Origin of the sequence: Staphylococcus sp. HMSC14C01 (genome assembly GCF_001808085.1) — a bacterium.
GTDB classification, from domain to species: Bacteria; Bacillota; Bacilli; order Staphylococcales; family Staphylococcaceae; genus Staphylococcus; species Staphylococcus hominis.
The window spans coordinates 46,096-67,610 of record NZ_KV792040.1; the positions used below are offsets into that span (position 1 = coordinate 46,096).

General features: G+C 31.1%; 23 protein-coding genes and 2 other annotated features. Of the genes, 22 read left to right on the forward strand and 1 reads right to left on the reverse strand.

Features of this window, described 5'->3' with window-relative positions; genetic code table 11:
• The first annotated feature begins 57 nt into the window (after positions 1–57).
• Positions 58–284 (forward strand) — a binding site (T-box leader).
• A 39-nt stretch (positions 285–323) separates the two neighbouring features.
• From HMPREF3131_RS07385 to HMPREF3131_RS07400, 5 genes are all read left to right on the forward strand, one after another.
• Entirely contained in the window at positions 324–2,954 is a 2,631-nt protein-coding gene (locus HMPREF3131_RS07385; RefSeq protein ID WP_002449015.1) for a valine--tRNA ligase, read from the forward strand.
• 11 nt (positions 2,955–2,965) lie between these two features.
• A complete protein-coding gene (locus tag HMPREF3131_RS07390) occupies positions 2,966–4,234 on the forward strand; it encodes a bifunctional folylpolyglutamate synthase/dihydrofolate synthase (RefSeq protein ID WP_070436592.1) in 1,269 nt (422 codons plus the stop codon).
• A 249-nt stretch (positions 4,235–4,483) separates the two neighbouring features.
• Positions 4,484–5,173 (forward strand): prepilin peptidase, encoded by a 690-nt coding sequence (locus HMPREF3131_RS11045; RefSeq protein WP_002487997.1) that lies wholly within the window; start codon positions 4,484–4,486, stop codon positions 5,171–5,173.
• A gap of 23 nt (positions 5,174–5,196) precedes the next feature.
• Positions 5,197–5,874, forward strand: a complete 678-nt coding sequence (radC, locus tag HMPREF3131_RS07395; RefSeq protein ID WP_017176150.1) for a RadC family protein — start codon at positions 5,197–5,199, stop codon at positions 5,872–5,874.
• 77 nt (positions 5,875–5,951) lie between these two features.
• Entirely contained in the window at positions 5,952–6,233 is a 282-nt protein-coding gene (locus HMPREF3131_RS07400) for a hypothetical protein (RefSeq protein WP_017176151.1), read from the forward strand.
• Between the two features lie 90 nt (positions 6,234–6,323).
• On the opposite strand, the gene HMPREF3131_RS07405 is transcribed toward HMPREF3131_RS07400, so the two are convergent.
• On the reverse strand, positions 6,324–6,503 hold the full coding sequence (locus tag HMPREF3131_RS07405; RefSeq protein ID WP_002455241.1) for a hypothetical protein: 180 nt from the start codon (positions 6,501–6,503) through the stop codon (positions 6,324–6,326).
• A 167-nt stretch (positions 6,504–6,670) separates the two neighbouring features.
• On the opposite strand from HMPREF3131_RS07405, the gene HMPREF3131_RS07410 reads away from it, so the two are divergent.
• The 17 genes from HMPREF3131_RS07410 to HMPREF3131_RS07485 all read left to right on the forward strand — a co-directional run bounded on the left by HMPREF3131_RS07410 (position 6,671) and on the right by HMPREF3131_RS07485 (position 21,368).
• Entirely contained in the window at positions 6,671–7,141 is a 471-nt protein-coding gene (locus tag HMPREF3131_RS07410; protein WP_017176152.1) for a DUF4930 family protein, read from the forward strand.
• Between the two features lie 80 nt (positions 7,142–7,221).
• Positions 7,222–7,350: a hypothetical protein gene (locus HMPREF3131_RS11555; protein ID WP_017176153.1), complete on the forward strand. Its 129-nt coding sequence runs from the start codon at positions 7,222–7,224 to the stop codon at positions 7,348–7,350.
• A 168-nt stretch (positions 7,351–7,518) separates the two neighbouring features.
• Positions 7,519–8,352, forward strand: coding sequence for a rod shape-determining protein MreC (mreC, locus tag HMPREF3131_RS07415; RefSeq protein WP_070436593.1), 834 nt, complete (start codon positions 7,519–7,521; stop codon positions 8,350–8,352).
• Entirely contained in the window at positions 8,352–8,852 is a 501-nt protein-coding gene (gene mreD / locus HMPREF3131_RS07420; protein WP_017176155.1) for a rod shape-determining protein MreD, read from the forward strand. The genes mreC and mreD overlap by 1 nt, the downstream gene beginning before the upstream one ends.
• 54 nt (positions 8,853–8,906) lie before the next feature.
• Positions 8,907–8,990: a sequence feature (ribosomal protein L21 leader region), on the forward strand.
• Between the two features lie 13 nt (positions 8,991–9,003).
• The gene (rplU, locus tag HMPREF3131_RS07425) at positions 9,004–9,312 is read left to right on the forward strand and encodes a 50S ribosomal protein L21 (RefSeq protein WP_002448968.1); all 309 of its coding nucleotides are present in this window, start codon (positions 9,004–9,006) and stop codon (positions 9,310–9,312) included.
• Positions 9,313–9,314: 2 nt separating this feature from the next.
• Entirely contained in the window at positions 9,315–9,635 is a 321-nt protein-coding gene (locus HMPREF3131_RS07430; RefSeq protein ID WP_017176156.1) for a ribosomal-processing cysteine protease Prp, read from the forward strand.
• An 11-nt stretch (positions 9,636–9,646) separates the two neighbouring features.
• Positions 9,647–9,931 carry a 50S ribosomal protein L27 gene (gene rpmA / locus HMPREF3131_RS07435; protein WP_002449010.1) on the forward strand — a complete coding sequence of 95 codons (285 nt, stop codon included), beginning with the start codon at positions 9,647–9,649 and terminating at the stop codon, positions 9,929–9,931.
• A gap of 143 nt (positions 9,932–10,074) precedes the next feature.
• Positions 10,075–11,367 (forward strand): GTPase ObgE, encoded by a 1,293-nt coding sequence (obgE, locus tag HMPREF3131_RS07440; RefSeq protein WP_019835431.1) that lies wholly within the window; start codon positions 10,075–10,077, stop codon positions 11,365–11,367.
• 12 nt (positions 11,368–11,379) lie between these two features.
• Positions 11,380–11,835, forward strand: coding sequence for an ACT domain-containing protein (locus HMPREF3131_RS07445; RefSeq protein WP_017176158.1), 456 nt, complete (start codon positions 11,380–11,382; stop codon positions 11,833–11,835).
• A gap of 11 nt (positions 11,836–11,846) precedes the next feature.
• Positions 11,847–12,452 carry a Holliday junction branch migration protein RuvA gene (gene ruvA / locus HMPREF3131_RS07450; RefSeq protein ID WP_070436594.1) on the forward strand — a complete coding sequence of 202 codons (606 nt, stop codon included), beginning with the start codon at positions 11,847–11,849 and terminating at the stop codon, positions 12,450–12,452.
• A 29-nt stretch (positions 12,453–12,481) separates the two neighbouring features.
• Positions 12,482–13,477 carry a Holliday junction branch migration DNA helicase RuvB gene (gene ruvB, locus HMPREF3131_RS07455; RefSeq protein WP_017176160.1) on the forward strand — a complete coding sequence of 332 codons (996 nt, stop codon included), beginning with the start codon at positions 12,482–12,484 and terminating at the stop codon, positions 13,475–13,477.
• 9 nt (positions 13,478–13,486) lie between these two features.
• On the forward strand, positions 13,487–14,512 hold the full coding sequence (queA, locus tag HMPREF3131_RS07460) for a tRNA preQ1(34) S-adenosylmethionine ribosyltransferase-isomerase QueA (RefSeq protein WP_017176161.1): 1,026 nt from the start codon (positions 13,487–13,489) through the stop codon (positions 14,510–14,512).
• A gap of 19 nt (positions 14,513–14,531) precedes the next feature.
• Positions 14,532–15,671 carry a tRNA guanosine(34) transglycosylase Tgt gene (tgt, locus tag HMPREF3131_RS07465; protein ID WP_049382000.1) on the forward strand — a complete coding sequence of 380 codons (1,140 nt, stop codon included), beginning with the start codon at positions 14,532–14,534 and terminating at the stop codon, positions 15,669–15,671.
• Positions 15,672–15,687: 16 nt separating this feature from the next.
• Positions 15,688–15,948 (forward strand): preprotein translocase subunit YajC, encoded by a 261-nt coding sequence (gene yajC / locus HMPREF3131_RS07470; RefSeq protein ID WP_002448938.1) that lies wholly within the window; start codon positions 15,688–15,690, stop codon positions 15,946–15,948.
• A 195-nt stretch (positions 15,949–16,143) separates the two neighbouring features.
• On the forward strand, positions 16,144–18,429 hold the full coding sequence (gene secDF, locus HMPREF3131_RS07475; protein ID WP_049382001.1) for a protein translocase subunit SecDF: 2,286 nt from the start codon (positions 16,144–16,146) through the stop codon (positions 18,427–18,429).
• A gap of 125 nt (positions 18,430–18,554) precedes the next feature.
• Positions 18,555–20,828, forward strand: coding sequence for a single-stranded-DNA-specific exonuclease RecJ (gene recJ / locus HMPREF3131_RS07480; RefSeq protein WP_049382002.1), 2,274 nt, complete (start codon positions 18,555–18,557; stop codon positions 20,826–20,828).
• 21 nt (positions 20,829–20,849) lie between these two features.
• On the forward strand, positions 20,850–21,368 hold the full coding sequence (locus HMPREF3131_RS07485) for an adenine phosphoribosyltransferase (protein ID WP_070436595.1): 519 nt from the start codon (positions 20,850–20,852) through the stop codon (positions 21,366–21,368).
• Positions 21,369–21,515 lie beyond the last annotated feature (147 nt).

Below are 21,515 nucleotides of genomic sequence, written 5' to 3' on the forward strand. Positions count from 1 at the left end.
AATATTCCTCCAAAAGATTGACTTATCATTGTTTTCTATTATACTATTAATTAGTAATTAAATATATTTTTTGGGAAGAGTACGTTTGATACTTATCAAAGAGAGCATATGGACGGTGTAAATATGTATAATGATCAAACTGAAGGTAGCCCACAAGTTCTTTTATTGAATACACATATAATAGTAGATAGAAGCGTGTATGAGCGTTAATCATAAATAAGTGCAAGAAGATATGGAGGTATCGTCTTGAATTTAGGTGGTACCACGGAGCATCCGTCCTATATATTAGGAAGGATGCTTTTTTATTTTAGGAGGTTATTTCAATGAAAATGGAATCAAAGTATAATCCTCGTGAAGTTGAAGCGGGGCGTTATGAAGAATGGGTAAAAAATGAATACTTTAAACCTCTAGAAGATGAATCTAGAGAAGCATATACAATTGTTATTCCGCCGCCGAATGTGACTGGTAAATTACATTTAGGACATGCTTGGGATACAACATTACAAGATATTATTACTCGAATGAAACGTATGCAAGGATACGATACGCTTTATTTACCTGGTATGGATCATGCGGGTATTGCAACACAAGCTAAAGTAGATGCTAAATTAAAAGAACAAGGTATTTCTCGTCATGATATAGGACGTGAAAAATTTTTAGAACATGCTTGGTCTTGGAAAGAAGAATATGCATCTTTTATTCGTAAACAATGGGCTAAATTAGGCTTAGGTCTTGATTATAGTAGAGAACGTTTTACTCTTGATGACGGCTTAAGTAAAGCGGTTAGAAAAGTATTTGTTGATTTATATAATAAAGGAATTATTTATCGTGGAGAGCGAATTATAAATTGGGATCCAGTCGCACGTACAGCATTGTCAGATATAGAAGTGATTCATGAAGATGTGCAAGGTCATTTTTATCATTTTAAATATCCTTATGCTGATGGTAATGGATATATTGAAATTGCCACAACTCGTCCTGAAACAATGTTAGGGGATACTGCTATAGTCGTTAATCCAAATGATGAACGTTATAAAGATGTCATAGGAAAAAAAGTGATTTTACCAATTATAGGTAGAGAATTACCAATTTTAGCAGATGAGTATGTTGATATTGAATTTGGTAGTGGAGCTATGAAAGTTACACCTGCACATGATCCTAATGACTTTGAAATTGGTCAGAGACATCATTTAGAAAACATTATTGTAATGGATGAAAATGGAAAAATGAATGACAATGCATCTCAGTATGCTGGTTTAGACCGTTTCGAATGTCGTAAAAAATTAGTAGAAGATTTAAAAGCTCAAGATTTAGTGATTAAAATTGAAGAACATATGCATTCTGTAGGTCATTCAGAACGTTCAGGTGCAGTAGTAGAACCTTATTTATCTACACAATGGTTTGTAAAAATGAAACCACTTGCGCAACAAGCACTAGATAATCAAAAAACAGATAATCGAATTGATTTTTATCCACCACGTTTTGAAAATACATTTAATCGTTGGATGGAAGAAATTAGAGATTGGACTATTTCTAGACAATTATGGTGGGGTCACCAAATTCCAGCTTGGTATCATAATGAAACAGGTGAAGTATATGTTGGAGAAGAAGCACCTGCTGATATCGAAAATTGGACTCAAGATGAAGATGTGTTAGATACATGGTTCTCAAGTGCGTTATGGCCATTCTCAACTTTAGGTTGGCCTAATGAAGAAGCAAAAGATTATCAACGTTACTATCCAACGAATGTTCTTGTAACCGGTTATGATATTATCTTCTTCTGGGTAGCAAGAATGATTTTCCAAGGATTAGAATTTACTGGTAAACGACCATTTAATGATGTACTTCTTCATGGTTTAGTAAGAGCTGAAGATGGTCGTAAAATGAGTAAATCACTTGGTAATGGTGTAGATCCAATGGATGTCATCGAAAAATACGGAGCAGATAGTTTACGCTACTTCTTAGCAACTGGTTCTTCTCCAGGTAATGACTTACGTTATTCTACCGAAAAAGTTGAATCTGTATGGAACTTTATTAATAAAATTTGGAATGGTGCTCGCTTTAGCTTGATGAATATTGGAGAAGACTTTAAAGTGGAAGACATTGATTTATCTGGTAATTTATCTTTAGCGGATAAATGGATTTTAACACGACTAAATGAAACAATAGAGACCGTTACTAATCTGAGTGAAAAATATGAATTTGGTGAAGTTGGACGTGCTTTATATAACTTTATTTGGGATGAATTCTGTGATTGGTATATTGAAATGAGTAAAATACCAATGAATGGTGAAGATGAAGCTCAAAAACAAACAACACGTTCTGTTCTAAGTTATACACTTGATCAAATAATGAGAATGCTACATCCATTTATGCCATTTGTAACTGAAAAAATTTGGCAAAGTTTACCGCATGAAGGAGAAACAATTGTAAAAGCAGCATGGCCGACAGTTAAAGAAGAGTTTGTGTTTGATGAAAGTAAACAGACAATGGAACAATTAGTTGAAATTATTAAATCTGTGAGACAATCACGCGTAGAAGTAAACACACCACTTTCTAAATCAATCCCTATTCTCATTCAAGCTAAAAATGAAGAAATTAAAACAATCTTAGAAAAAAATGCGGATTATATTCATAGATTTTGTAATCCAAGTGAATTAACCATCGATACAAATGTAGATATTCCTGAAAAAGCGATGACAGCGGTAGTAGTTGCTGGTAAAGTCATTTTACCGTTAGAAGGACTTATTGATATGGATAAAGAAATTGAACGTTTAGAGAAAGAGTTAGACAAACTTCAAAAAGAATTAGACCGTGTTGATAAAAAATTATCAAATGAGAATTTTGTTAATAAAGCACCTGAAAAAATTATAAATGAAGAGCGCGAAAAACAACAAAAATATCAAGAAAAATATAATGGTGTTAAAAACAGAATTGAACAATTAAAAGCATAGGAGAATTGTCAATGAATTACCTAGATAGCTTATATTGGATACATGAGCGCACTAAGTTTGGTATTAAACCTGGTGTTAAAAGAATGGAATGGATGCTTAACCACTTAAATAATCCTCAATTAAATATTCGCGGTATTCATGTGGGTGGAACAAATGGTAAAGGTTCTACAGTAGCTTATTTAAGAGCTGCATTAGTTGAGAATGGATATGAAGTTGGAACATTTACTTCTCCTTTTATTGAAACGTTTAATGAACGAATTAGTTTAAATGGTTATCCGATCTCAAATGACGAAATAGTTGAATTAGTAAAGCGAGTTAAACCAGTAAGTGAAGCGTTAGAACAAGAAACCGAACTCGGTTCTGCAACAGAATTTGAAATTATAACAACAATGATGTTTTTATATTTTGGAGAGATACATCCTGTAGATTTTGTTATTGTAGAAGCGGGACTAGGAATTAAAAATGATTCAACTAATGTGTTTACTCCTATTCTTTCAATTTTGACAAGTATAGGATTAGATCATACTGATATTTTAGGAAGTACGTATTTAGATATCGCAAAAGATAAAGGTGCTATCATAAAACCTAATGTACCCGTCATCTATGCAGTCAAAAATGAGGAAGCTTTAAAATACATTAGAGATTTAGCGGAAAATCAGAATGCAAAGCCAATTGAACTAGATAGAGAAATCATTATTGTATCTGAAGATGATGAATTTACTTATAGATATAAAGATTATGAGTTAGAAACAATCATCTTAGATATGATAGGTGATCATCAAAAAGAAAATGCTTCATTAGCTATTACAGCTTTAATAGAGTTGAACGAAGAAAATATTATTGAATTAGATTTTAATAAAATGATTGATGCTATTGAAAGTGTTTGTTGGACAGGACGTATTGAGCAAGTTAAAGAAAAACCTCTTATTATTATTGACGGAGCACATAATAATGAAAGTGTTGAAGCATTAGTTTCAACAATCAAAAATTATTATGATTTTGAGAAAATGGATGTTTTATTTTCAGCCATTAAAGGTAAACCTGTAAACGAAATGTTAAGTAAATTACAAAATTTAGCTGGTACATTTTATTTTACTGAATTTGATTTTCATAAAGCCTTATCTAAACAAGAATTACTTGAGAGTATAGATGCTGATAACATCGAATATATTGATGATTATGTAGATTTTATAAATCATTATGATGGTGAGGGCTTATTGATTACAGGCAGTTTATATTTTATAAGTGAAGTAAAATCGAAAGTTGAATTTAATTCATAATATATAGTATGTTAAATATCTAAATATAGCTATGAAGAAAGTTACAAATTAAACTTCTTCATAGCTTTTTTATTAGTTATATAATTGATAGATTAAGAGTGGACTGATTATTTTTAATAAAGGTTTTATTCATTTTATTGAATTTAAAATGCTTTAAAGAAGATATATTTATTTATTGAAATGAATTTAATCTAATCCTCGTTATTCCATTTACTTAGACCATATTTTAGTTATAATGAATGATATGAGGTGATCAGTATAATAGTATTATTAGCATTTACGTGTAGTGTAATATTTAGTTTTTTATATCAATTTTCAAGTATAGAGAAAGTGAATCTTCAATATTTCAAGCGACGATCACAATGTGATTATTGTCATACATCATTAAAGTGGTTTGATACTATACCATTATTAAGTTTCATATTCTTAAAAGGACGCTCGAGATGCTGTTCAAATCCTTTAAAACGCTCCTATATTATAGGTGAAATATTATCGTTTCTTATTGTCCCATATTTAATATTTATCGATATACATATAAATTATTCTCTCTTTATATTAACTTGTTTAATGTTGATAACGATGTCTCTAACCGATATTCAAACATTAACAATCAACAGTAACTTAATCCTCGTTTTTTTCTTTGTCGGTATCTATATTTCTTCATTACATTTGATTTCATTTATATTTATTTTCTTTCTATTACATACATTTTTTCTGTTAAATTCTAAAAGTATAGGGTACGGTGATATTTTATTACTTAGTATACTTTCTATATTTTATACTTATGAATTTATACTTCATCTAATATTATTAACTTGTGCAATTGGTCTTATGTTTTATATCATCTTGTTTCGTTTTAAGATACGTAAAATCCCACTTATTCCTTTTATTTCAATCTCATATATTTTATTAATTAATTTTTCCAACAATATTATGTAACTAATAAAGAAAAGGTGATGTTTTTGAAAATTAAAGATATGGCCAAAAGTGAGCTTCCTAAAGAGAGACTCATTCAATATGGTGAAAAAAGTTTGTCTAACAGTGAATTATTAGCAATTTTAATTAACACTGGACGACAAGGGGTTTCAAGTATTGATATTGCAAATGAAATGATTAATAAAGTAAATAATTTAAAAGAATTAAAATTACTTTCAATACATGATTTGTTAAAAATAAAAGGTATAGGATTGCATAAAGCAGTGACACTAAAAGCCGCTTTCGAATTGGGAGAAAGAATAAATAAACGTAATTCAATTGAAAAAGTAAAGATTAAATCTCCTAAAGATGTCGCAGATATGATGATGTCTAAAATGAAAGATTTAACTCAAGAGCATTTAGTTGCTTTATTTTTAAATACTAAAAATATAGTGATAAAAGAAGAAACTATATTTATAGGAACATTAAACTCTTCAGTGATACACCCAAGAGAAGTCTTTAATGCTGCCATTAGAGCTTCATGTAATGCAGTAATTGTGATTCATAATCATCCATCTGGAGATGTGACGCCTTCAAAAGAAGATATTGCTACTACCATTAGACTTAAAGAATGTGGACAAATTCTTGGCATTGAATTACTTGACCACATTATTATCGGTGATCAAAAATTTACTAGTTTAGTAGAGGAGGGGTATTTCGTATAAAAGATTAAAAATTATTTATAGTCTCATTGTTAAAATTTTAGTATAATAAGCCTTAATTATATATTTAGAGGTGTATGATGACTTTAATTTTAATCATAGGGGTGTTAATACCTATTATTTACATAATGAGATTGAATATTAAACAAAAAACAATTCGTTTAAAAGAAACGCTTAATACCGTGTTATTATCGATTGTTGGTATTACCATTTTTTCTTTTATTGGAGTATTCGTCAACCATACGCATACTCAATTATATATTTTACTCATTAGTGATATAGTAACTGGAACGATATTTGGGTTACTATTAGCAACAATATATAAAATTTATGAATACTTGTCTCAAAGCAATCGTAAATAAAGCTAGTTAACTTTTCATACAATACAATCATAAACGAATTAATAAAGGGTAGATTGTATTAATTATATTGAAAAGTAACTAGCTTTTTCATTATCTTATATAAGCTGAAAGCACATTAAAATTTTCTAAAATCCAAAGAACACCTTGATAGGCTAAATACAGTCCGAGAATAATAAAAGCAGCAGAGATTAAAAATCTTAAAAGTGCAAATCCTACTTTAAAAAGTATAACTGCAAGCAAGATAAGTAAAATAATTGTAAGAATGTTCATTTCTCACACTCCTCTAAATTTATTTTACGAGTGATATTAATTATTATAATATATTTTAAGAAAATGTTAATCAGTCTTAAGAATTTACTTAATTTACTTCTTTAGACCGATGGATAAAATCTATTTTATATTTATAATAATTTAGATTTAAAATTGGAGGGATTTTATTGCGAATGGTTTTTAGTATTTTTAAAAATATAGTAGCAGTTATTGCAATCCTTAGTATTGTTTATTTTGCATTAAAATATGCCCCGTTTTTAAGAGAACAGGACTGGAATCCTATGAATCAACCTCCCAATAACCAATTCGAGCTCTTGCCAAGTAATCAAACATCAACACCAGTGCCTACTAATGGAAAAAGTTATACTATAGAAGAAAATCATTTACTTCAGAATATTCCTGCTAGTCAAACAAAAAATGTGTTTAAATTTATAGATAAAAAAGAATTTATGGAAGTTTCAGGTATAGTTAGAATGGGATATAATGATAATTACATTGTAGGGCAAAGAGATAATGAATTTATCATCTATAAATTCGGAAGTGATACGATTAAAGTCTTTAGTACGGAAATTGAAATGGAACAGGAATTAAATCGCCTAGGACAATCAATCACTTTAAAACCTCAGAATGAGTATTAAAAAATATAATTTGAAAAAAATAAATAAATGCGTTAATGTCTAAAATAGATACAATAATCTTTTGAAGGTTGGTGTAATGTATGTCTGAACAATCTAAAGAAAAACAGGCAAATGAACAAGCAAAAGCACAAAATTTATTTTCTAAATGGAGAAAAGACGAAACGCTCTATGAAGAAGATAAAAAAGATAAGCCGAATAAAGAATCGTAAAATTAAATAAGATGACATTTGATAGGAGCAAGTACTAGAATTCAATGAAGATTCTAACTTGTTCCTTTTTTTCTTTGAAGATAATATTTAATATTATTCTTTATTTCAATCCTAGAGTAATATAAAATAGAATATAATAATTTAAAATAAATAGTAGAGGTGTTATGAGTGTTAAATTTTTTTAAAAATAACAAGTTAATTGTTGTTTTTTGTGCAATAATTATTTTTATTGCATTGATTGGTTTGTCCATTCGTTCACAAACTCAATCACCTCCTGAGCAATATGTGGGGGACTCAGTGTCATTTGGTCAGAGAGTAATTAGTTACCCTGTCAATTTTGTGACTGGAGCTATAGGTAACTTCTTTCAATCTAACAAATCAAATCATAATGAAGTTAATCAATTAAAAGCAAAAAACGAAGCATTAGAAGCGGAAAATAAAAACTTAAAAAAAGAACTTGATATGACTGATGCTTCAAAATACGATGCAATTTCAGGTGCCATCATAGCACGTAATCCAGATCAATGGATGAATACTGTGATTATTGATAAAGGTAAAAAAGCTGGTGTAAGCAATAATATGGCAGTGTTTACTAGTGATGGTTTAATTGGAAGAGTAACTAGAGTGAATCAATTTTCTTCTCAAGTTGATTTACTTTCAACGAATACAAGAGCTGGAAAACTATCAGTCAATATTCAACATCATTCTAAAAATGTTTTTGGATTAATTGATCACTATGATAATAAAACTCAGGAATTAATTATTAGTAATATCAATAATAAGGATAAAATTTCAAAAGGTGACAAACTAGTAACAAGTGGATTAGCCGATCAATTGCCAAGTGATTTATACATAGGAGAAGTGACGAAGGTAGAAAATGATGAATATGGTTTAGCAAAAGAAGTGAGGGTGAAAACTGGAGCAAATTTATCAGATATTCAACATGTATACATAGCGAAAAAAAGTAATAACACGGATTTCAATGAAAGAGAGACTCGATAATGAAAGCGTTCGTTTATATAATGATCGGTATCATCGTTTTTTATCTTGATACACTTATTGGTTTGGTTATTCCTTTTCATATAGGCAACCTAACATTTATCTTAGTTCCTCATTTAACTCTAATGTATTTATTACTTTTATCAATTTATAGACCATTTATGGTCACATTATTACTAAGCATTTTTTTAGGTATGATAACTGATATCTACTTTGGCAGTGTATATGGTTTATATTTGTTTGGTTATATATTCTTAATAACAATATTTAATAAGTTCTTGAAGATTTTTTACCGAGACTATATTATGGTATATTGGTTCAGTATCATTGGTGTAATGATTCTTGAAATATTTGTAGCAATTATATATTCTGTTATTAGCTATGTAGAATTTGATTTACTAAACTTTATATTACTACGTATTATCCCAACACTTATATTAAATATTATTTTATTAATTATTTTGATGCCTATATTCTTTAAATTCTTTAAAAAGCCAATATAATAGATTGACATTGAATATAAGTAATGGTAAGATGCAATAGTTGAGTAGTTTTATAGCTACATACAACCGCTCAAATACAGGTTTAAGCGTTAAAATGTTATATTTTATCACCTGTATATGGCGTGACTTATAATTATAGGAGGTGCAAGGTATGTTTGCTATTATCGAAACAGGCGGTAAACAAATTAAAGTAGAAGAAGGTCAAGAGATCTTCGTTGAAAAATTAGATGTTAATGAAGGTGATTCATTCACATTTGATAAAGTATTATTTGTAGGTGGAGATTCAGTTAAAGTTGGTGCTCCAACTGTTGAAGGAGCTACAGTAACTGCTACTGTGAACAAACAAGGTCGCGGTAAAAAAATTACTGTTTTCACTTACAAACGTCGTAAAGATTCAAAACGTAAAAAAGGTCATCGTCAGCCTTATACTAAATTAACAATTGATAAAATCAACGCTTAATTATGATTACTGTTGATATTTCAATTAATGATGAAGGTAAAGTAACAGACGTCATCATGGATGGCCATGCTAATCATGGTGATTATGGCTATGATATTGTTTGTGCAGGGGCTTCAGCTGTTCTTTTTGGAAGTGTGAATGCTATTTTAAGTTTAACTTCTGAAAATCCGGATATTGATTATGATGATGACGGTGGTCATTTTCACATTAGATCAGTAGACACTAACAATGAGCAAGCACAATTAATTCTTCAAGCAATGCTTGTGTCTTTACAAACGATTGAAGATGAATATAATGAAAATATAAGATTAAATTATAAGTGAGGTGTATCCCGATGTTAAAATTAAACTTACAATTCTTCGCATCTAAAAAAGGGGTAAGTTCTACAAAAAACGGTCGTGACTCAGAATCAAAACGTTTAGGTGCTAAACGTGCAGACGGTCAATTCGTAACAGGTGGCTCAATTTTATATCGTCAACGCGGTACTAAAATTTATGCTGGTGAAAATGTAGGTCGTGGTGGCGATGATACATTATTCGCTAAAATCGACGGCGTTGTTCGTTTCGAACGTAAAGGTCGCGACAAAAAACAAGTTTCTGTATATGCAGTAGCTGAATAATTTTTGTCTAATTAACACCAGAAGTGAAGACTTCTGGTGTTTTATTTTTGTTTAAAAATGATTATAATAGAATCTAACGTTTTAGAGTTAATGATATAATATTAGCGATGAATTAATAAAATATATAAAAAGAGGTGAGATATATGTTTGTCGATCAAGTAAAAATATCTCTAAAAGCAGGCGATGGAGGTAATGGTATTACTGCTTATCGTAGGGAAAAATATGTACCATTTGGTGGCCCTGCTGGTGGCGATGGAGGTAAAGGTGCTTCAGTCATTTTTGAAGTTGATGAAGGTTTAAGAACACTTTTAGACTTTAGATTTCAACGTCATTTTAAGGCTAAAAAAGGTGAAAATGGTCAAAGTAGTAATATGCATGGTAAAAATGCGGAAGACTTAGTTTTAAAAGTGCCTCCTGGTACCATTATTAAAAGTGTAGAAACTGAAGAAGTTTTAGCAGATTTAGTTGAAGAAGGTCAACGTGCAGTTATTGCTCGTGGAGGTCGTGGAGGTCGTGGAAATTCACGTTTTGCAACCCCTCGAAATCCAGCTCCAGACTTTAGTGAAAATGGAGAACCTGGAGAAGAACTAGATGTTACCTTAGAATTAAAGCTACTTGCTGATGTGGGACTCGTTGGATTCCCAAGTGTAGGGAAATCAACATTGTTATCTATTGTATCTAAGGCAAAACCTAAAATTGGAGCTTATCATTTTACAACAATTAAACCAAATTTAGGTGTGGTTTCAACACCTGATCATAGAAGTTTTGTGATGGCGGATTTACCAGGTTTAATTGAAGGAGCTTCAGAAGGAGTCGGTTTAGGTCATCAATTTTTACGTCATGTTGAAAGAACAAAAGTTATTGTTCATATGATAGATATGAGTGGTTCTGAAGGAAGAAATCCACTTGAAGATTATCAAATCATCAATAATGAACTGATAAATTATAAACAAAGATTAGAAGATAGACCTCAAATTATAGTGGCAAATAAAATGGATATACCGGAATCAAACGATAACCTAGAATTATTTAAAAAAGAAATTGATGAAGATGTAACTATTGTTCCAGTTTCTACAATTACAAGAGATAATATTGATCAATTACTATATACAATTGCTGATAAATTAGAAGAAGTAAAAGATATTGATTTTAGTGTAGAAGAAGACGAAGATGCAGGTGTTAATCGCGTATTATATAAACATACACCATCTCAAGATAAATTTACGATTACAAGAGATGATGATGGTGCCTATGTAGTAAGCGGTAATGCAATCGAACGCATGTTTAAAATGACAGACTTTAATAGTGATCCAGCAGTAAGACGTTTTGCACGTCAAATGCGCTCTATGGGTATTGATGATGCATTAAGAGAACGTGGATGTAGTAATGGTGATATTGTTAGAATACTTGGGGGAGAATTTGAATTCGTCGAATAGGAGGGCTTTTTAGTGGACAGCAAAGATTATAAAAAGTTTTATTTAATACGTGAAGACGTTTTACCAGAATCAGTGGTTAAAACGCTTAAAATTAAAGACGCTTTAAAAAATGATGCCACACTGTCCATTTATGAAGCAGTTAAGCAGTTTAATCTATCAAGAAGTGCTTTTTATAAATATAGAGATACTATTTTTCCTGTAGATGAAAAGATTTTTGAACACCGTGAATTCACCTTAATTCTCTATGTTAATGATATAGTAGGAATGCTTGCTCAAGTATTACAAACTATTTCAAAATTAGCGTTATCCGTTTTAACTATTCATCAAAGTGTTCCAATGGAAGAAAAAGCAACGATTACACTCTCTTTGAGTGCAAAAGATCAATCATTATCAATAGAAAAGGTCATGGGCACTTTGAGAAATATTCAACATGTTTATAAAGTTGAATTAATTAGTATGAGTATGTAAGGAAGGTATCTATGTACGCTTATATAAAAGGACATTTATCTCAATTGTTTCCAACACATATTGTTGTAGAAACGTCTAATGGTAGCGGTTATGAAATTCAAACTCCAAATTCATATCGATTTCAAAAATATTTAAATCAAGAATGTAAAGTCTTTACTTCACTGATTGTAAGAGAAGACGCACAATTATTATATGGTTTTATTAGCGAAGAAGAAAAAGAGATGTTCTTAAGCTTAATAAAAGTTACAGGTATAGGCCCTAAATCAGCTTTAGCTATTCTAGCAACAAGTACACCTAACGAAGTTAAACGTGCAATTGAAAATGAAAATGATACTTATCTAACTAAATTTCCTGGTATAGGTAAAAAGACTGCACGACAAATTGTATTAGATTTAAAAGGTAAAGTTAAGATTACAGAAGAGACTAGTGAGACCTTATTACAGGTTGAGGGACAAGTTGAAGAAAATGACAATATAATTAAGGAAGCGTTATTAGCGCTTGCAGCTTTAGGATATTCTAAGAGAGAGCTTTCTAAAGTTGAGAAAGTGCTTAATAAAACATCCATCCACTCTGTTGATGAAGCAGTTAAGATTGGTTTAAAAACGCTTATATCTTAATATTATGAACGATAACTGGGGGGATAAATATGGATGATAGAATGGTAGATCAATCATTACACAATGAAGAATCTTCTTTTGAATTCTCACTCAGACCAACTAAATTAAAACAATATATTGGGCAATCATCAATAAAGAATAATTTAGAAGTTTTTATAAAAGCGGCTAAACTAAGGGATGAGCCATTAGATCATGTATTACTTTTTGGTCCTCCAGGATTAGGTAAAACAACACTTTCAAATATTATTGCTAATGAAATGGAAGTCAATATAAGAACTGTATCTGGTCCATCATTAGAGCGACCCGGAGATTTAGCGGCAATTTTATCAGGTTTACAGCCTGGAGATGTTTTATTTATTGATGAAATCCATCGCTTAAGTAGTGTAGTAGAAGAAGTTTTATACTCTGCTATGGAAGATTTTTTCTTAGATATTATTATCGGTAAAGGTGATGAAGCACGTAGTATACGTATTGATTTACCACCTTTTACTCTAGTAGGCGCGACAACACGTGCTGGAAGTCTAACAGGCCCTTTAAGAGATCGATTTGGTGTTCATTTAAGATTAGAGTACTATTCGGAATCAGATTTAAAAGAAATCATTATTCGAACTGCTGAAGTATTAGGTACAAAAATTGATGATGAAAGTGCAGTTGAGCTTGCTAAGCGTTCAAGAGGAACACCTCGTGTTGCAAATCGACTACTAAAAAGAGTAAGAGATTTTCAACAAGTAAATGAAGATGAACAAATTTATATCGAAACAACAAAGCAAGCTCTAAACTTATTACAAGTGGATGATGAAGGCTTAGATTACATTGATCATAAAATGATGAATTGTATTATTAATCAATATAATGGAGGTCCTGTGGGACTGGATACGATAGCAGTGTCAATTGGAGAAGAACGTATTACAATCGAAGATGTCTATGAACCCTTTTTAATACAAAAAGGATTTATAGAACGAACACCAAGAGGTAGAAAAGCGACACCATTTGCCTATGAACATTTCAAAAAAATTAAAGAATGAGGGAATAATATGAACGTTGAGGAGTTTGATTATCATTTACCTGAATCATTGATTGCTCAGACACCTTTAAAAAATAGAGATCAAAGTAGATTACTTGTGCTAGGTAGAAAGACCGGAAATATTGCACATAAACACTTTACAGATATTATGGATTATTTTGAACCTGGAGATACATTAGTATTAAATGATACACGTGTTATGCCAGCACGTTTATTCGGTTTAAAAGAAGAAACAGGTGCAAAGGTAGAAATGTTAATGCTTACTAGAATAGAGGACAATGACTGGGAAGTATTATTAAAACCAGCAAAACGTATTAAAGTAGGTAATACTTTATCATTTGGTAACGGCAAAATCATTGCTGAATGTATAAAAGAATTAGAACAAGGTGGGCGCATTATGCGTTTACATTATGAAGGTATTTTAGAAGAACGCTTAGATGAGTTAGGTGAAATGCCTTTACCACCTTATATTAAAGAACGTTTAGATGATCCGGATAGATATCAAACTGTGTATGCTAAAGAAAATGGTTCCGCTGCAGCGCCTACTGCAGGGTTACATTTTACAGATGAGCTTTTACAGAAAATAAAAGACAAAGGTGTCAATATTGCATTTATTACACTACATGTTGGCCTAGGTACCTTTAGACCAGTAAGTGTGGAGGATATTGATGATCATGAAATGCATAGTGAGTACTATCAAATGACTAAAGAAACGGCAGATATGCTGAATAAAACTAAAGAAAATGGGCATAGAATTATTTCTGTAGGTACGACGTCTACTAGAACGTTAGAAACAATTCGTCGTGATCATGAACAATTTGTCGCTACAAGTGGTTGGACAGATATATTTATTTATCCAGGGTTTGAATATAAAGCAATTGATGGGTTAATTACTAATTTTCATTTACCCAAATCAACATTAGTGATGTTAGTCTCTGCTTTTAGTAGTCGTGAATACATTTTGAATGCTTATAAAGAAGCGGTAAAACTTAAATATAGATTCTTTAGTTTTGGAGATGCAATGTTAATAATTTAATGAATGAGAGGTACAGATTATGCCAGCAGTAACTTATGAGCACATTAAAACATGTAAGCAATCAGGTGCACGTTTAGGGATTGTTCATACACCCCATGGCTCATTTGAAACACCCATGTTTATGCCAGTAGGTACGAAAGCAACAGTTAAAACAATGAGTCCAGAAGAGTTAAGACAAATTGAAGCTAGAATTATATTAGGAAATACGTATCATTTGTGGTTACAACCTGGAAATGATATTATCAAACAAGCTGGGGGCTTACATAAGTTCATGAATTGGGATGGCCCTATTCTTACAGATTCTGGTGGTTTCCAAGTGTTTAGTTTGAGTAATCTTAGAAAAATATCAGAAGAGGGTGTCGAATTTAGACATCATACAAATGGCTCTAAGTTGTTTTTAAGTCCAGAAAAATCAATGCAAATTCAAAATGACTTAGGTTCAGATATTATGATGGCATTTGATGAGTGTCCGCCTATGCCTGCCGAATATAAATACGTAAAAGATTCAATTGAACGTACAACAAGATGGGCTAAACGATGTCTTGAAGCACATCAACGTCCAGAGGACCAAGCATTATTTGGTATTATACAAGGTGGAGAGTACAAAGACTTAAGAGAACAAAGTGCTAAAGAACTTGTATCATTGGATTTTCCTGGATATGCTATTGGTGGTTTATCTGTAGGTGAACCAAAACCAGTGATGTACGATATGGTTGAACATACGGTTCAATTTATGCCAGAAGACAAACCAAGATACTTAATGGGAGTAGGATCACCTGATGCATTAATAGAATGTAGCATTCGCGGTATGGATATGTTTGATTGTGTGTTGCCAACACGCATAGCTAGAAATGGAACATGCATGACATCTCAAGGACGATTGGTTATAAAAAATGCTAAATATGCAGATGATTTTAGTCCTATAGATGCGAATTGTGATTGCTATACTTGTAAGAATTATACACGTGCATATATTAGACATCTAATTAAAGCAGAGGAAACGTTTGGTATCCGTCTTACTACTATTCATAATTTACATTTTCTGCTAAAATTAATGGAAGATATTAGACAGGCCATTCGAGAAGATTGTTTATTAGATTTTAAAGAAGAATTTTTCGAACAATATGGGCTAAATGTAGAGAACCCTAAAAACTTTTAATAAGGAGAACAATATAATGAATGTTTCAGCATTAATCTTGCCTATAATTTTAATTATAGTATTTTATTTCTTTTTAATTAGACCGCAACAAAAACGTGCGAAAGAACATCGTGAAATGATTAGTCGTATCGAAGCAGGTCAAAAAATTACAACTATTGGTGGAATCAAAGGAACTGTTAAAGCTGTGGATGAAACAGCAGTTGTAATCACAGTAAATGGTCATGGTACTGAAATGACATTTGAAAAACCTGCGATTAAACAAGTTGACCCATCATAAATTATAATAACAAGACATTCCAGACAACAAATTGTCGTGGAATGTTTTTTTATTAACTAGCTATCGTGATTACACTAATAAAAAGGTTATGTTAAGATAGATAAGTCTTGTCACATAGATGTAATCTTTAATTCACTTGCACATGGTTTATTAAAAGATTATTCTAATTACATAATTAAATAATGAGGTGTTCATGTGAAAAAAACAAGTAGAATAATTGCATTCATACTCATTGTAGCGCTACTATTTGTAGGTATGGGCTTTACATATAAGAATGTAGTTAAGAATGTAAATCTAGGTTTGGATTTACAAGGTGGTTTTGAAGTGTTATATCAAGTTAAACCACTTGGCGGTGATGGTAAAATCGATGATAAGGCTTTACAATCTACTGCTCAAACTTTAGAAAATCGTGTTAATGTATTAGGCGTATCTGAGCCTCATATTCAAGTTGAAGACCCTGATAGAATTAGGGTACAGCTCGCAGGGGTAAAAAATCCTGATGAAGCTCGGAAAATTTTGTCTTCACAAGCAAATCTGACTATACGTGATGCTAATGATCATGTTAAATTAACAGGTAAAGATATTGTACAAGGTTCTGCAAAACAAGAATTTAAACAAGGTACAAACGAACCTGCAGTCACTTTTAAATTAAAAGACCGCGCGAAATTTAAAAAAGTTACAGAAGAAATTTCTAAAAAACAAGAAAACATGATGGTAGTGTGGTTAGATTATAAAAAAGGTGATAGCTATCATAAAGAGTTGGATAAACCTGAAGATAAACGGAAATACGTTTCAGCCGCTTCGGTGGATCAACCTATTAATTCAGACAGTGTAGAAATTTCAGGTGGCTTCCAGGGTCAACAAGGCGTAGAACGTGCTAAGCAAATTGCAGAATTGTTAAATGCAGGTTCATTACCAGTTGATTTAAAAGAAGTTTATTCTAATTCTGTAGGTGCACAATTTGGTCAAGATGCATTAGATAAAACAATCTTTGCATCAATGATTGGTGTTGCAATTATCTATTTATTTATGGTAGGTTTTTACAGATTACCAGGTATTGTGGCAGTGATTGCTTTAACAGTATATGTTTATTTAACATTGGTAGCATTTAACTTTATTTCAGGTGTACTTACATTACCAGGTTTAGCTGCCTTAGTATTAGGTGTAGGTATGGCTGTAGATGCAAATATCATCATGTATGAACGGATTAAAGATGAACTTAGAGTAGGACGAACGCTTAAACAGGCTTATTCTAAAGCAAATAAAAGTTCTTTCTTAACGATTTTTGATTCAAACTTAACAACTGTTATAGCAGCAGCAGTGTTATTCTTCTTTGGTCAAAGTTCAGTTAAAGGATTTGCTACGATGTTATTATTAGGTATTTTAATGATATTCATCACAGCTGTCTTTTTATCAAGAGGACTATTATCACTTTTAGTTTCTTCTAATTACTTTAAGAAGAAATATTGGATGTTTGGTGTAAATAAAAATAATCGCCATGATATCAATGAAGGTGTAGATGTTCATGACTTAAAAACAGCTTTTGAAAAATGGAATTTTGTTAAATTAGCAAAACCATTAATTGGAGTAAGTATTTTAATTTTAGTAATTGGTATAATTATTCTAAGTATATTTAAACTTAACTTAGGTATTGATTTCTCATCTGGTACAAGAGTAGATCTTGATTCTGATACGAAGTTATCTCAAACGAAAGTTGAACGTACGATTAAAGATGTTGGTTTGACACCTGATCAAATTCAAATTAATGGTAATGACAATAAACAAGCAACAGTTCAATTTAAAAATGATTTATCTAAAGATGAAACTTTGAAACTTAATAAAGTCATTAATGATCAATATGGTCATAAACCGACAGTGAACACAGTCTCTCCAATGATTGGTCAAGAGTTAGCTAAAAATGCAATGAAAGCATTAATTTATGCAGCTATTGGTATTATTATCTATGTTTCATTAAGATTCGAATGGAGAATGGGGCTTTCTGCTGTCTTAGCATTACTTCATGACGTATTTATTATCATTGCTTTATTCAGTTTATTAAGACTTGAAGTAGATATTACATTTATCGCTGCAATCTTAACGATTGTAGGTTACTCAATAAATGATACAATTGTTACTTTCGACCGTGTAAGAGAAAATCTTCATAAAATTAAAGTCATAACAGAACCTCATCAAATCGATGATATTGTTAACCGATCTATTAGACAAACGATGACTCGTTCTGTTAATACAGTTCTTACAGTCGTTGTAGTAGTTATCGCCATACTGATCTTTGGTGCATCAAGTCTGTTTAACTTCTCATTAGCATTACTTATTGGATTATTATCTGGTGTATTCTCTTCTATCTTTATTGCAGTTCCACTATGGGGCATCATGAAGAAACATCAGTTGAAAAAATCTGAGAACGGTAAGCTTGTAGTTTATAAAGAGAAAAAATCAAATGATGAAAAAATCTTAGTATAATTAAATACATGATATAAAATTAGTGGAAGAAACAAAAGAATTCTAATTGAATTCAGTGTTTCTTCCTCTTTTTATTTATTCTTTTTTTAGGTATAATTGCTTGTGGAAAAAGGAAGGATAACTTTATGATTCAATCTAAATATAAATGGCTTTATGAAGCACCTAAACAAGATATATCGTCTGAGATTATTAAGGAATTTAATTTATCTCCTATTGTAAGAAAGATTTTAGAAAGTAAATCGATTACACAGTATGATGAGATAAATACATTAATTAATGGTACAAATAAAAAGCATGATTCATGGCTAATGAGTGATATGCGAAAAGCTGTTGATCGAATTAATTTAGCGATTGATAAACATGAAAGAATATTAGTATATGGAGACTATGATGCTGATGGCGTAACATCTACAACGATATTAGTTCAAACACTGCAAAAATTGGGCGCTGAAGTCGGTTGGTATATTCCTAATCGATTTAGCGAAGGTTATGGCCCAAATAAATACGCCTTTCAAAATGCTTACGATGAAGGCGTATCACTTATTATTACAGTTGATAATGGAATACAAGGTCATGAAGAAATTGAAATGGTACAAGCATTGGGAGTCGATGTAATTGTTACAGACCATCATGAAATAGGCCGTACATTACCAAAAGCATATGCCATTATTCATCCTATGCATCCAGAATTTGAATATCCATTTAAATATTTATGTGGAGCTGGTGTCGCATACAAATTATCGCAATGTTTAATAGATCATCCTCCAGAATATTTCATAGCGCTTGCAACTATTGGGACGATTGCAGATTTAGTGTCACTGACTGATGAAAACAGAACGATTGTTCAAGAAGGTCTTAAATATTTAAATCAATCCTGTCCATTTCAAATTCAATCATTATTAAATCAAGCAGGATTTAATGATGAAATAGATGAAGAAACAATTGGTTTCATTATTGGACCTCGTTTAAATGCGGTAGGTAGATTAGAAGATGCGTCATTAGCAGCGGAATTACTGATGGCAGAAGATTCTGAAGAGGCGAATTTTTTAGCTGAACAAGTAGAGGCATTTAACATTGAACGTAAAGATATTGTAGCTCAAATAACAGAAGAAGCCCTATTGATGGCTAATGAAAAAGTTGAAAATGGCGACAAATTTTTACTTTTAGCTAAAGAAGGATGGCATGAGGGAGTATTAGGTATTGTGGCTTCAAAAATTGTAGAAACTTATGCTTTACCCACTCTTATTTTAAATATAGATTTAGAACAACATCATGCAAAAGGTTCAGCTAGAAGTATTGAACAAGTGTCCATGTTCGAAATTTTAAGTGCACATCAAGATTTGATATCTAAATTTGGTGGTCATCATATGGCAGCTGGAATGACGATGGAGATTGATAATATTGATGCATTATCAAAAGGACTAAATGAGTGGATGGTTCAGCTTTCTAAACATACTTCTTTAGAACCAACAAAACATATTACGACTAAACTTTCAGAAGATGACATTACTGTATCAAATATTCATGATATTAAAATACTGAAACCGTTTGGTACTGATTTTGACAAACCTTTATTTGAATTGGATGATACAGAAGTTAATGATGTTAAAGCGATTGGAAAAGATAAAAATCATTTAAAATTAGTAACTGGTCAAGCTAAGTTACAACATTTATTTTGGAAAAATGGTGGTTTAATTACACAAATAGAATTAGGCCAACCCGTCAATATCATAGGACATTTACAAATAAATGAGTGGAATGGCAATCAGACACCTCAAATGATGATACAAGATTTAGCGACTCAAAATGAGCAAATATTAGATTATAGAAGTAAACGTAAACAACTTAACATTGATACGTCATCTAAAAATGTTGCTTTTGTCATTCATTCTAAAAAAGAGAAGCTAGGGGAGAATTATTTCCACTACGGTGAAACAATTGATTCATCATATAATACGATTGTATTTCGTGATTTACCAACTGATTTAGATAGTGTTAAACAATCTCTAAAACATTTAGAATACTCACAACTCTATTTAGTATTACACCATCAACATTCAATTTATTTCGAGGGGTTACCGAGTAGTCATCTATTTAAACAAAGTTATAAGGCACTATTCATTAGGAAAGAAATGAATTTAGAAAAAGAAGGGTTACAATTATGTCAATACTTAAATATTAAGCCAAATACTTTAAAGTTTATTTTAAAAGTATTTCTTGACCTAAGTTTTATTTACGAAGAAAATGGTATAATTAAAATAAATGATAATCCAAGTAAACAATCTATTGAGTCGAGTCAAGTTTATAAATCGAGACAGTCAAGAATTGAAGTTGAAAAATTAATGCTTTATGATGACTTTTCACATCTTAAGAATTGGATTAAAGCTCAAAAAGCGTAACGCATAGGAGGAAATTTTTAAATGGATTTAAAGCAATACGTATCTGAAGTACAAGACTGGCCTAAACCAGGTGTTAGTTTCAAAGATATTACAACTATTATGGACAATGGTGAAGCATACGGTTATGCAACTGATCAAATTGTAAAGTATGCAAAAGATCGTAACGTTGATATTGTAGTAGGCCCTGAAGCAAGAGGATTTATTATTGGCTGTCCAGTTGCGTACTCAATGGGAATTGGATTTGCACCTGTAAGAAAAGAAGGAAAATTACCACGTGAAGTTATTCGCTATGAATACGACTTGGAATATGGGACAAATGTTTTAACAATGCATAAAGATGCAATTAAACCAGGACAACGTGTTTTAATCACTGATGATTTATTAGCGACAGGTGGAACAATCGAAGCGGCTATTAAATTAGTAGAAGAATTAGGTGGTATTGTTGTTGGAATAGCTTTTATTATTGAATTAAAATATTTAAATGGTATGGAAAAAATTAAAGACTATGATGTCATGAGTTTAATTTCTTACGTTGAATAGTCATTAATTTAGTAACTAGATTAATATATATTAAAGCGAGTGTAGGAATTCAGATTGAATACTATCTCGCTTTTTTTATTATCGTTGCATCATCATTAATCTAATCACATTTATTTATTTAAAAACTTGTAGTATTATATAACTATT

Bases quoted from the DNA above. Each gene is read 5' to 3' on its own strand.
- mreD (WP_017176155.1), top strand. From the start codon at position 8,352: ATGAAAGCGTTCGTTTATATAATGATCGGTATCATCGTTTTTTATCTT.
- HMPREF3131_RS07485 (WP_070436595.1), top strand. From the start codon at position 20,850: ATGGATTTAAAGCAATACGTATCTGAAGTACAAGACTGGCCTAAACCA.
- HMPREF3131_RS07385 (WP_002449015.1), top strand. From the start codon at position 324: ATGAAAATGGAATCAAAGTATAATCCTCGTGAAGTTGAAGCGGGGCGT.
- recJ (WP_049382002.1), top strand. From the start codon at position 18,555: ATGATTCAATCTAAATATAAATGGCTTTATGAAGCACCTAAACAAGAT.
- ruvB (WP_017176160.1), top strand. From the start codon at position 12,482: ATGGATGATAGAATGGTAGATCAATCATTACACAATGAAGAATCTTCT.
- obgE (WP_019835431.1), top strand. From the start codon at position 10,075: ATGTTTGTCGATCAAGTAAAAATATCTCTAAAAGCAGGCGATGGAGGT.
- ruvA (WP_070436594.1), top strand. From the start codon at position 11,847: ATGTACGCTTATATAAAAGGACATTTATCTCAATTGTTTCCAACACAT.
- HMPREF3131_RS07430 (WP_017176156.1), top strand. From the start codon at position 9,315: ATGATTACTGTTGATATTTCAATTAATGATGAAGGTAAAGTAACAGAC.
- HMPREF3131_RS07405 (WP_002455241.1), bottom strand. From the start codon at position 6,503: ATGAACATTCTTACAATTATTTTACTTATCTTGCTTGCAGTTATACTT.
- HMPREF3131_RS11555 (WP_017176153.1), top strand. From the start codon at position 7,222: ATGTCTGAACAATCTAAAGAAAAACAGGCAAATGAACAAGCAAAAGCA.
- tgt (WP_049382000.1), top strand. From the start codon at position 14,532: ATGCCAGCAGTAACTTATGAGCACATTAAAACATGTAAGCAATCAGGT.
- queA (WP_017176161.1), top strand. From the start codon at position 13,487: ATGAACGTTGAGGAGTTTGATTATCATTTACCTGAATCATTGATTGCT.
- yajC (WP_002448938.1), top strand. From the start codon at position 15,688: ATGAATGTTTCAGCATTAATCTTGCCTATAATTTTAATTATAGTATTT.
- HMPREF3131_RS07390 (WP_070436592.1), top strand. From the start codon at position 2,966: ATGAATTACCTAGATAGCTTATATTGGATACATGAGCGCACTAAGTTT.
- rpmA (WP_002449010.1), top strand. From the start codon at position 9,647: ATGTTAAAATTAAACTTACAATTCTTCGCATCTAAAAAAGGGGTAAGT.
- rplU (WP_002448968.1), top strand. From the start codon at position 9,004: ATGTTTGCTATTATCGAAACAGGCGGTAAACAAATTAAAGTAGAAGAA.
- HMPREF3131_RS07400 (WP_017176151.1), top strand. From the start codon at position 5,952: ATGACTTTAATTTTAATCATAGGGGTGTTAATACCTATTATTTACATA.